Here is an 11,719-nt window from a genome sequence, read left to right on the forward strand (position 1 = left end):
TGCCCTCGGCGACGGTCTGCAGACCCAGGATGTGCGCCAGGCCGAAGATCGCGACACGATTGCTTCGCCGTCAGGATCGCCACTGATGTCGGCGACAAAGGAACGACTGAGTCTTGGCTTATACACGAAAACGCTTGAGGTAGCTCATCGACGGATGCCGCTGCCAAAATCGTCGATCGCCAGCCGCAAGCCCAGCGCGCGCAGCTTGTCGATCATCGCGATCGCCGTCAGCGGGCTTTCCATGGCCACGCGCTCGGTCAGTTCCAGTTCGAGACAGTGCGCCGGCAGCCGCTCTTCGTCGAGAATCCGCGCCAGCAGCTGCGGCATAAGCTGCGGTAGCCGGAACTGCGCCACCGAGACGTTGACGGCGACGCTGATCGGCGGCAGGCCGGCTTGCTGCCAGACGCGCAGCTGCCGAACAGCGGTCCGGAGCAGCCACTCGCCGATCGGCAGAATCAGCCCCGACTCCTCGGCGATCGGGATGAATTCGGCCGGCTCGACCATCCCCAGTTGCGGATGCTGCCAGCGCAGTAGCGCCTCGGCGCCAAAGCAGACGCTGATCGGCAAGCGCCAGCTGCGGCTGGTAATACAGCTGCAGTTGGACCCGCGCTCCAGCGCCGCCGCAACTCGTTCTCGAGCTGCAAGGTGCGCGCCGAGCGCTCCTGCAGGTCGGCCGTGAAGAAGCAGTAGGCTTGCGAACCGCTCTCCTTGGCCGATACATCGCGCTGTCGGCGCTCATCGACCAAGGCTTCCAGCGTCGTGCCATCGGCCGGGTACAGGGCAATGCCCAGCGACGCGGTGCACGTCAGCTCGTGCTGCTCGAGGCGATACGGCGGCGCAGTGACCTCAAGCAGCTTGGCCGCGACGTGCGCGGCGCCGTCGGCGTCGGTATTCGGCAAGACCAGAATGAACTCGTCGCCGCCCAGACGGGCGACGGTGTCCTCGTCACGGACGGCGCCGGTCAGGCGCTGCGCGACTTCGATCAGCAGCTGGTCGCCAACGCGGTGACCCAGCGAATCATTGACGTGTTTTGAAACGGTCGAGATCGAGGAAGATCAGCGCCAGCGGCTCGCGGCCGCGCTGCGCCCGTCGCAGATCGTGGGCGGACGCGCTCGGCGAGCAGACTGCGGTTGGGGCAGGCCGGTCAGTGAGTCAAAATGCGCCAGCCGCTGGATGCGGGCTTCGGCTTCCTTGTGCTGGCTAATGTCGATGAAGGTGCCGATATAGTGCGTCGTCACGCCATCGTCCTGGACGCGGCTGATCGACAACCACTCCGGGTAGACGCTGCCGTCCTTGCGGCGATTCCAGATCTCGCCCTGCCAGCAGCCTTGCGACTCGATCGCCGCCCACATGCCCTGGTAGAACGCCGCATCGTGCCGGCCCGAGGCGAGCAGGCGTGGGTTGTCGCCGAGCGCGTCGGCCTCGCTGTAGCCGGTGATCGCGGTGAATGCCTGATTGACCATCACCATCCTGCACGCCGCGTCGGTAATGGCGATCCCTTCGCCACCCTGCTCGAAAACCTTGGCCGCCAGCTTGAGCTGTGCCGCCGCCTGCTGTTGCGCGCTGATGTCGACGACCGTTCCGAGGTAACCAATGAGCACTCCCGCCGGCGTGCGCAGCACGGTCACCGCCAGGCGCACGGCGATCCGCCGGCCATCCTTGCGCAGGTAAGTCATTTCGCGCTCGTCGGCCTGATCGCTCGTCCGTGCCTTGACGACCAGCGCCTCGAAGCCGGCTTCGAGAGGACGACCGAGCTCGACGCTCAAGGCCCTGGCCGTCGCCGCCAACTCGGCGGGGTCGTGGAAAATGAGCGGCGTCTGCTGGCCGATGACTTCGTCGGCGCGGTAGCCGAGGATCGCTTCGGCGACCGGGTTGAAGACCGTGATCAATCCCTGCGGGTCGGTGGCGATCATCCCGCAGGCGGCGCCGGCAAGCACCGAAGCCTTGAGCGCCTCGCTGTCGCGCAGCGCCTGCTCGGCTTGCCGGCGTTCGCCGAGCAGGGCGGTATTTTCCAACGCAACGGCGGCACTCGCCGCCAAGCCCTGCAGCAAACCGACGTCGGCGTCGTCGAAACCGCCGGGCTTGTTGTGAATCTCGAAGCAACCAAGCAGTTCGCCGTGACGACTGATGATCGGCGTGTCGAGGAGGTTTTCGAAGCGCAGCGCCTGCTGGATCTCGGCGATCACGTGCGGATCGTTCTCGGCATCGTTGCTCAGGTACGACCTACCGGTCTGCAGCACATGTCCGGGAACACCGTAACCCGGGCCAAAACGGTAATCGACCGGCGTCAGCTGGCCACCCTCGTTGTACTCGCCGAACACCAGCTGGCCGCCACTCATCCGGGCGGCGGCTCCCGACGCGGCGCCGGTCAGCTGCAGCGCAGCGGCGACCAGCTGCCGCAGGATCACCGGCAGGTCGAGCTCGCTGTTGATCTGCTGACTCGCCACCGACATCAATTGCAGCTGTTCGCCGCGGCGCAATAGCGCCGCCTCGGCCAGCTTGCGGCCGCTGATGTCGCGCGACAGGACGATAAAGCGCGGCTCCTGGCCACGACTACTACGCTTGCGGGCCACCGACAGCTCGAACCAGAATCTGCCGTGCGCCAGATCGAGCGCAAACTGCTGGCCACCCGAGTAACCCACTTCGTTGGCCTCGCGCAAGGCCGCCAGACAAGTCGCAGCGGCCGCTGGCGGCAGAACATCGGACAGCAGGCGGCCGCGCAGCGATTCGGCGGGCGCCGCCAGCAAGTCGGTACGCGGCGAATGGAAGTCATGGTAGCAACCGTCGAGTCCAAGCTCGAACATCAGGTCGGGAACGGCATCGAGAGTCGCCTGCAGCCTGGCGGTGCGCCGCGCGACGACGCGCCGCAAGCTGATCACCCAAAGCAACAGCACAGCGGCGACCAGGGTTCCGACCAGCAGCGCGTAGCCGAGGTAGCGAACATAGGGCGACGGCGCCAGCGGCGTCCCCATCCACTTCTCGTGCAGGGCCCGCTCTTCGGCCGGCGTGATGCTGGAAAAACCACGCTGTACCAAGGCCAGGGTATCGACATCGCCTTTGCGGACAGCGCGATGAAAGTCACCCGAAGCCAGTGAAAAGGCCTTCTTGAACTGCTCACCGGCGTCGTTCAGATAGAGCAGGTAATTGGCCGGCGGCTCGTCAAGGCAGAACACGCGCACCTTGCCAGCGATTGCCCCCTGCACCAGCGCCTGATAACTGGCGAAGCGCTGGACCGTTGGGATGCCGGCGGCGGCCAGCTTCTCGATACACGCATCGCCGTCCTTGGCGCCAACCAGAAAGCCTCGCAGGGTGTTCAGATCGACGATGCCGCCGATGCTCGCATGCGTGTAGATGGCCACCGGAATCTGCGCGTACGGCGGCGTAAAATCGAGCGTACGAGCGCGCGCCGGCGTCATGAACAAAGTGTCGATGACATCGGCCTGGCCGTCGGCCATCCGCTGCAGTGCCGTCGCCCAGTCGCTGGCGCGCAGGTCGACGCGCACGCCGGTCTTTGTCTCCCACAGTTTCCAGCTGTCTACCAGGTAGCCGACGAGCCGCCCTTCGCCGTCGCGAAAAACGTAAGGCGGATAATTATCGTCGGTCACCACGGTCAGAACGGTGGCTGCGGCGAGCTCGGCGCGCGCGCCAGCGCCGGCCCAGACACTGAGCAGCACGCTGACAAGACCCAGGAGAAGCAGGTAGCGGCGACGGGGGAAGCGCACGAGAAGCAGCCATTGACTTGACTAATGGTTCATGATACCTGCCAGCCGATAGGGATTTCGTAATGCGGCCAAAAAAACCCTCTGGCCGGCGAGACCGACGGCACTTCAGGCGCTGTCGATCGGCCGCCTTCCAGACAGCGCCAGCCAGCCGCGAATCACGCGATAGCCCACCCACAGGCCCAGGATGACGATCAGCAACCAGGCGATCGGAATACCGACGATGGTGATGATCAACATGCCGTAGACCAACAGCCACAGGACAGTGAACCAGAAAGTCCGGATCTGCCAGCGATAGTGGCTGTCGAGCCAGGTCCCCTGAACCTCGCTGCGCTTGATGTAATTGAGGACGACGGCGATCAGCGACGGCACGCCAAAGACAAAGGCACCGGCGACCGTCGCCGCGCCGGTGACGCCGATGACCACCGCCAGCGCGTGCAGGCCGTAGATCACATGGCACCAGGCGCGGGCACCCTCGAGGTCGCTGCCGGCGGGGATCAATTCTTGATTCATGGCCTTCTCCAGTCGCGCAGCGGCTTCGCCGCGATGCGCTCAATTGCCGTGTCGCGGTCGCTCACAGCCCGAGTTCGCTCCACATGGCGTCAACGCGCTGCTTGACGGCGGCGTCCATGACGATCGGCGTTCCCCATTCGCGGCTCGTTTCGCCGGGCCACTTGTTGGTCGCGTCAAGGCCCATCTTGCTGCCGAGGCCGGCGACCGGGCTGGCAAAGTCGAGATAATCGATCGGCGTGTTTTCGGCGATCAAGGTATCGCGCGCGGCGTCGACACGCGTGGTCATCGCCCAGATAACTTCCTTCCACTGGCGGATATCGACGTCGTCGTCGACGACGATGATGAACTTGGTGTACATGAACTGGCGCAGGAAACTCCAGATGCCGAACATCACGCGCTTGGCGTGCCCCGGGTACTGCTTCTTGATGCTCACCGTCGCCAGTCGATACGAACAACCCTCGGGCGGCAGGTAGAAGTCGACGATCTCGGGAAACTGCTTCTGCAACAACGGCACGAAGACTTCATTGAGCGCGACGCCGAGCATCGCCGGTTCGTCGGGCGGCTTGCCGGTGTAGGTGCTGTGGTAGATCGGCTGCCGGCGCATGCTGATGCGCTCGATGGTGAACACCGGAAAGTGCGCCTGCTCGTTGTAATAGCCGGTGTGGTCGCCGTAGGGTCCTTCGAGGGCGGTTTCGGCCGGGTCGATGAATCCTTCGAGGACGATCTCGGCGGCCGCCGGCACCTGCAGGTCGGAGCCCAGGCATTTCACCAACTCGGTGCGGGCGCCACGCAGCAGACCGGCGAACTGATATTCCGAGAGGCTGTCGGGAACCGGCGTGACGGCGCCGAGAATGGTCGCCGGGTCGGCACCCAGCGCGACCGCTACCGGGAACGGCTGCCCGGGCCTGGCCAGGCAGTGCTCACGGAAATCGAGCGCGCCGCCGCGATGCGCCAGCCAGCGCATGATCACCTTGTTCGCTCCGAGCACCTGCTGCCGATAGATGCCCAGGTTCTGGCGGCTCTTGTGCGGCCCGCGGGTCACCGTCAGCCCCCAGGTGATCAGCGGCGCGGCGTCGCCCGGCCAGCACAGCTGGATCGGCAGGCGCGACAGGTCGACGTCGCGGCCCTCCCAGACAATCTCCTGGCACGGCGCCGACGAACGCAGGTGCGGCGCCATGTTGAGCACCTGCTTGAGCACCGGCAGCTTGTCCCAGGCGTCCCGAAGCCCCTTCGGCGGCTCGGGCTCCTTCAGATAAGCGAGCAGCTTGCCGACCTCGCGCAGCGCCGCCACCGACTCCTGCCCCATCCCCAGCGCCACCCGCCGCGGTGTACCGAAGAGATTGGCCAACACCGGCATGCTGTGGCCGCGGGGATTCTCGAACAACAGCGCCGGCCCGCCGGCGCGCAGTACGCGATCGCAAATCTCGGTCATCTCGAGGCGTGGATCGACCTCGACACCAACGCGCCGTAGTTCGCCAAGCGTTTCCAGTTGCGCGATGAAGTCGCGCAGGTCTTGATATTTCATCAGCAGATTTCCGGCCGGAAGCTTCCGGCGGCAGCGTCGCGACGGTCAGCGTCGAGTCTCGCCCCGCCGCACTAGCCTGGCTGGCTGGCCTTGGCTGCTGCGCGGTGGAACGTCCAGCCGCTGATTATAGCCGCCTCACCCGGCCGCCAGCCGGCCGGACGCACGCGGCGCGGCAAGGCCGAGCGCGTCCCCTGGTCGCCGGACAGCCCGACAAAGGCCAGGATGCGCGACTCGAGATAGGGGTAGAAGGGGTTCCAGCGCAACCGCAGCATGTCCGACGCGGGGATCTGCAGCACCCCGCGCTCACCGCGCAGCGCGAGGTCGCCCAGATGGACACCGGGGCTCTTGCCAAGTGGCCGACCACCGTAGACCGGATCGTCCGGAGCAAACGGCAGCGCCACGTGCGCCAGTGAGTAAACCTCGTCCGGCCACGCCAGACCGAGAGCTGTTTCGCTGCTCGCCGCCTCGCCCGGGCGCGCGCTGCGGACGACGACGCGGCGGCTGCTGTCGTTCTCGTTGCCGACGACGCTCAGCGTAAACCGGCGACCGGGCTGGTCGCGCAAGGCCAGCACGGCAGCGATCGGATCGACTTTCAGGATAGGCTCGATCACGGCGACACGATTGATATCGAACAGAAGCAGTTCGTGGCCACCCGCCGGCAAGCGCTCGAACAAGCCGGAAACGAGCGCCGGTGCCGAGACCGTGGCATCAACGACCGACGAAAAAGCCAACACGGGAGGAAATCCGGCGAGTTTGCCGGTGCGGCTCAAGGCCTCGAGCCGACTCTGGATGTGCCGGGTCAGGCGATAAACGACGTCGCCGGCGTTCACCGCGAAAGAGCTGTACTTGAAGGGGTCGTACTCGGCAACGATGGCGTTCCAGGCGAGCTTTTCGAGACCCAGCAGATGACCCAGGCGAGCCTGCCAGACGGCCAGGACGGCGGCACTGCTGACGCCGATGGCCGGCGACAGCAGGACCAGTTTGTCGACTTTCGGCAGCGCGGCGTCGTCGAGCGTCGCCAGCGCATAGTTCACCGCCAGCGCCGCGCCGGTCGAGTAGCCGACGATATAGAGCGGCCGCGCGGCATCGCCCTCGCCCAACTCGGCCGCGAGTTGGCGCATCGCCAGGCGCACCGCCGCGGCCATGTCCTGCCAGCTGATCTCGACCAGTCCCGACGGTGCCGTGCCGTGCCCGGGAAGGCGCAAGCCAACGACCGTTGCGCCGGCCGCGTTGAGCGTCTGGCCAATGCCGCGCAGGCTGTACGGCGAGTCGGACATGCCGTGCAACAGCAGCACGCCAGCCCTTGGCTGCTCTGCACGCAGCACGAAACTGCGGTTCCAGTTCGGCGACCAGCGCTCCGGGTCCGACAGGCTGCCGCGGTTGTAGCGGTTGATCAGACGCCGCTGGTCGTTGGCAATTCGCGCGTAGACCTGCTCGTTGAGCTGCGCGAACAGTCGCTCCTCGAGTGCCAGGTAGCCGGCGAAGCTATCGACTGCCGAGGTCTCGGTGAACTCGGCGTCGAGCTTGGCCAGATGCCAGACGTCGAGCTCCGGCTGGTTGTCCAGGTAAACGATACCGGCGACCAGCAGCGCCAGCGTCGCGCCGCTGGCGCCATAGGCGATGGCGACGACAATCCGCCGCGCCATTCGGGTCAAGCCAGCAATCATTTTGACTCCCGTGAAGCGAGCTCTTTGCCCGACTGCCCGGCGAAGAGCGCTAGCCGGGCGCCGGGCGCGCTAGCGAATGCGGTAAGCGTAGTGACAGGCGACACAGCCGCTGGTTAGCGACGGCAACGCGGTGATCGTCTTGTCGCGATCGCCGCTGGCCGCGACGCGGGCAAAGTCGCTCGCCGCCTGGTGACCTTCCATGCCAATAGCGTGCATCGCCGCTGGCATGTGCGGCCCGGGGCGCGCGTCGAAAGGCTGGCTGCGGTGCTTACCCATCGCCGAGTGCCCCAGTTCCTTTTCAGCGACTTCGCCGGCCTCGGTGATTTTTCCGGCCGCCACCAGGCCGAGAATCTCGTTGATCGCCAGCAGGTTGGCACGCATTTCAACGCGCAGAGCGGCTTCTGCAGCGGCCGGCATGGCGACCAGTTGTCGGCCATCGTCAGCCGCGTGCAAAGTCCCCGCCAGCAATGCCAGCGCGCCAATCAGTATGGTTTTCATCGGCCAATTCCTTTCGCAAGCAGAAAATCGAGGGCGATGCCGACAAAGACGCTGGCACCGAACCAGTTGTTGTGCAGAAAAGCCTTGAAGCAGCGCCGCGGATCGCGTTCGCGAATCAGCGTGTAATGGTAGCCGGCAATCGCCGCGGCGACCGCCAGGCCGGCGTAGAACGGCGCCCCCAGGCCGAGCCGATAGCCGACGCCGCCAAGCAGCGCCAGCGTCAGGGCGTAGCACGCCATCACCGCCGCGACGTCGGCGCTGCCGAAGGTGATCGCTGAAGTCCTGATGCCGATTTTCAGGTCGTCGACGCGGTCGACCATCGCGTACTCGGTATCGTAGGCGACCGCCCACACGACGTTGGCCAGCAACAGCCACCAGGCCTCTGCCGGGACGCTACCAACTTGTGCCGCATAGGCCATCGGGATGCCAAAACCGAAGGCGATACCGAGATAGGCCTGCGGAATGGCCAGGAAGCGCTTGGTAAATGGGTAGCTCGCGGCGAGAAACAGCGCCACGACGCAAAGCGCCGCGAGCAGCCAGCTGCGCAGCGGCAGAACGATCAGGGCGGCACACGCGACCAGGAAGGCGAACAGCAGCAGCGCCTCCCTGACCGAAACCGCACCGGTAGCCAGCGGCCGCTGACTGGTCCGCGCGACGTGCGGATCGAAGTTGCGGTCGGCCAGGTCGTTGATGACGCAGCCCGCCGAACGCATCAGGATCGTCCCGAGGACGAAAATCCAGACCACCAGCCAGTTCGGCCGGCCCTGCGCCGACAAGCACAGCGCCCACAGCGTCGGCCACAGCAGCAGCAGAATGCCGATCGGCTTGTCGAGGCGCATCAGCCGCTCGTACAAATCGATCCGCTCGCGCAGTTTTTGCCGTGAAAATTGCATGGCCGTCATTCTAACCTGTCCTCATGGCGCTCTCGCTTGGCTTGGCGGCAGCGGCTCTGCCGGCGCTTCTGGCAGCGGCTGCTCTTCTCGGGGCGGCACCGGCGCCAGATAGCTGGCGGCCAGGACCAGCAGCGCGACGCCGATCAGCGACGCGCTCCACGTCGCGGTACCGGCGTTGGCCAGGTCGAGCGCCAGCAGCTTCAGGCCGACGACGGCGAGCAGCGCGAAACCGGCGTACCAGCCCTGGCGGCGACGCAAGCGCGTGGCGCGGATCATCACGGCCAGCGCCAGTGCCGACCACAAGACGCTCAGCAAGCCCTGCAGCAGGCCCGAGTGAAACAGCGCCTGCGCCTGAAACGGCACGCCACCCCAGTGATGCGCGATGCGCGCGGCGAGCGTGCTGATCCACAGCAGCGCCAGCAGCGCCGGCAGCGCGCGCAGGCGCATGCCGGCCGGCCAGCCCGCTAGCGGCGCCGCGCGCAGGCCAGCGAGCCAGCCGTGCAGTGCAGCCAGGACCAGCAGCTGCGTCGCATCGAAGGCGTTGAACAACGGCAGGTACGACAGACCCGAGCCGCCACCCGCATGGCTGACGTTGGCGACGACCGACCAGCACGCGGCGGCCAGCGCCAGCGGCCAGGTCGCCGCGCCACGATAGGCCGCCAGCTGTGCGGCGAACGGCCACTGGCGATGCGCCGCGTCGGGCAGGCGAATGCCGATCGCCGCCAGCAGCCCCCAGCCGAGCAACGGCCACAGGCTGACGCCTGATGCCAGACGCTGCGCCAGCCAGGCCAGTTCGTTGCCGGCGATGAGCAGCAACAACCACCAGGCCGCGACGTGGCGCGCGGCAACGAGTTGCGGCATCGCCGCCCCGGCCTCGCCGGCCGCTCCCCGGCCGGCTTTTTCCTGCCGGGCCAGAATCCAGTAGTGCAGCGCCAGCGCGCCGGGAACGACAACCAGCATGGCGCCGGCCAGCGCGTGCCCGTCGCGCAGCACCGCCGCGGCGCTGAGCAGCCACAGCAAGGGCAACAGCAAGGCCGCGGCCCAACGCGCCGCCGGCCATCGCCGGGCGCCACCGTAGAGTTCCAGAGCCGCCAGCGACAACGCTCCAAAGAGCAGCAACAGGGGGATTTGCAGCGCCGACGGTGCGAAGGCATCGATCTCGCGGCCAGCCGTCGCGAACCACCACAGCAAGGCCCAGGCGAGCAACAGCGACGACGGCAGAAGTGGCTTCGCCGACGCGTGCAAGAGGCGCGCTCCAGCCAGACCGGCGGCAGCGATCAGCACGCCACCCAGACAGACGTCGTTGAATAGCGGTCGCGCATGTTCCAGCTCGCCCAGACCGGCCAGGAACGAAGCGCCTGCCAGGAACTGCATCGCCGACCCGAAGGCCTGCGCGACACGTCGCTGTTGGCGCACGCCGAACCACAGCACGGCGACGCCTTCGACCGCCCACAAGGCCGAAGTGACCTGCGCGCCAAAGGCCAGCGGCACGGCCAGGGTCAGGAAGGCGATGGCGATCGCCAGATGACAGCGCTCGAGCAGGCGCAGTTGGGCGTCGCGACGGCGGTAGAGGACGACCCACCAGCCGAGGTAGTAGACGCTCGCCAGCAGCGCGCTGAGCGCCAGGCCATAGCGGTCGTCGCCGAGCAGCGCTGCCTGCAGGGCGCTGCCGGCGAGCGGCGTTCCGAAGAGCAGGATGCCCTCGCCCCAGCCCTTCCAGCCCGGCGCGCGCAACAGTGCGGTCAGTGGCGAGGCCGCCGAATACATTACGCAGAAGGCGATCAGGAAGCCCTGGATCAGCAGATAATGCGCCGGCCGATACAGTTCGATCGCCCAGCTCATGCCAACCACCAGGGTCAACACAAAACCGGCGATATTGAGCCGCCGCCAGGCATGCACCCAGCCGATGCCGAGAACGAAGGCGTTGAGCAAGCTGAAGTAAGCGAACAACAGTCGCGGATCGGCGCTGTTTGCCGCCGCCAGCAACGGCGCCAGAAAAGCGCCGGCGATGCCGAAGACCGCCAGCAGCTCACCTTGCTGACGCGTCGCGAGGACGACGCAGGCGACGCCGAGCGCGGCGAACAACGCGAAAGCGCTGGCTTCGCCAAGCATCGCGTAGCGGCCGAGCATGAAATAGACCAGCAGATAGTGGATCGCCAGACCGCCGCCCTGCAGCGCCAGCCCGAACATCTGCTGCGTCGGTGGCGCCGGCTGTGGTGCCGACTTTTGCGCCTGCGACCAGCCGAAGAGCAGCATCGCCAGACCGCCGACGGCAGCCAGCAACAGGCGCAGCGGCACCGGCAGCAAGCCGAGCTCGGCGGCCAGCCGCAATCCCGAAGCGACGCCAAAAAAGAGCAGGACGACGCCGACCTTGGCCAGCAGATTGCCGGCCAGCAGTCGCGACCACCAGGATGTCGGCGGCGCCGCGCTGGAGCCGTCCAAGGTCGCCGCGGCGCTGTCCAGCGCGGCCGACAAGGCTGGCAAACGCGACTCGCGCTCAGCGACGGCTGGCGCTGCGGCAGGCGAATCGCCGGCCGTCGCCGGCTCGCTCAAAGGCGGCGCGGCATCGGCAGTGGTGGTCGCTACCCAGCTCGCGGCCGGCGGCACGCCGTCGGGCGTCGTCGCCGGCGCGCCGCGGCGCACGGCCAGTTCGGCGCGCAGCGCCTGCGACTCGCGATAAAGCCAGTCGACCTGTGCCTCGAGCGTCTGCAAGCGCTGCTCTTGCGCCGACAGTGGCAGCGGCGCGTTGCCCTGGCGCCTGGCCAGGCGCTGCGCCGCTTCCCTGGCGATCAACACGCCGAGAACGCCACCGAGCAGCGCCCCGGCGATCCCGAGCAGACTGCCGAAGGCCGCTCCGAGGACGAGTCCGAGAAGCCACATACGAGCCTCCTTCGCGCTCTGCGA

General features: G+C 67.0%; 9 protein-coding genes. All 9 read right to left on the reverse strand.

The features are described from left to right. Positions 1-144 precede the first annotated feature (144 nt). Positions 145-567, reverse strand: coding sequence for an EAL domain-containing protein (locus QZ656_RS21280; protein ID WP_291995286.1), 423 nt, complete (start codon positions 565-567; stop codon positions 145-147). Further along, on the reverse strand, positions 456-1,046 hold the full coding sequence (locus QZ656_RS24200) for a GGDEF domain-containing protein (protein WP_366522217.1): 591 nt from the start codon (positions 1,044-1,046) through the stop codon (positions 456-458). Before QZ656_RS24200 ends, QZ656_RS21280 begins: the two co-directional genes overlap by 112 nt. A 9-nt stretch (positions 1,047-1,055) precedes the next feature. Further along, positions 1,056-3,722 carry a PAS domain S-box protein gene (locus tag QZ656_RS21290; RefSeq protein WP_291995288.1) on the reverse strand — a complete coding sequence of 889 codons (2,667 nt, stop codon included), beginning with the start codon at positions 3,720-3,722 and terminating at the stop codon, positions 1,056-1,058. Between the two features lie 105 nt (positions 3,723-3,827). Next, positions 3,828-4,232: a hypothetical protein gene (locus QZ656_RS21295; RefSeq protein ID WP_291995289.1), complete on the reverse strand. Its 405-nt coding sequence runs from the start codon at positions 4,230-4,232 to the stop codon at positions 3,828-3,830. Positions 4,233-4,293: 61 nt separating this feature from the next. After that, complete coding sequence (gene ubiD, locus QZ656_RS21300; RefSeq protein WP_291995290.1) at positions 4,294-5,757, reverse strand: 4-hydroxy-3-polyprenylbenzoate decarboxylase; 1,464 nt, start codon at positions 5,755-5,757, stop codon at positions 4,294-4,296. Positions 5,758-5,828: 71 nt separating this feature from the next. Continuing rightward, positions 5,829-7,424 (reverse strand): alpha/beta fold hydrolase, encoded by a 1,596-nt coding sequence (locus tag QZ656_RS21305; protein WP_291995291.1) that lies wholly within the window; start codon positions 7,422-7,424, stop codon positions 5,829-5,831. A 69-nt stretch (positions 7,425-7,493) separates the two neighbouring features. Next, positions 7,494-7,922: a cytochrome C gene (locus QZ656_RS21310; RefSeq protein WP_291995292.1), complete on the reverse strand. Its 429-nt coding sequence runs from the start codon at positions 7,920-7,922 to the stop codon at positions 7,494-7,496. Beyond that, entirely contained in the window at positions 7,919-8,824 is a 906-nt protein-coding gene (ubiA, locus tag QZ656_RS21315; RefSeq protein ID WP_291995293.1) for a 4-hydroxybenzoate octaprenyltransferase, read from the reverse strand. Before ubiA ends, QZ656_RS21310 begins: the two co-directional genes overlap by 4 nt. A 12-nt stretch (positions 8,825-8,836) precedes the next feature. After that, positions 8,837-11,695, reverse strand: a complete 2,859-nt coding sequence (locus QZ656_RS21320; RefSeq protein ID WP_291995294.1) for a DUF2339 domain-containing protein — start codon at positions 11,693-11,695, stop codon at positions 8,837-8,839. Between the last annotated feature and the right edge of the window lie 24 nt (positions 11,696-11,719).

This window comes from Candidatus Accumulibacter sp. ACC003, from assembly GCF_907163085.1.
In the GTDB taxonomy this organism is placed as follows: Bacteria; Pseudomonadota; Gammaproteobacteria; order Burkholderiales; family Rhodocyclaceae; genus Accumulibacter.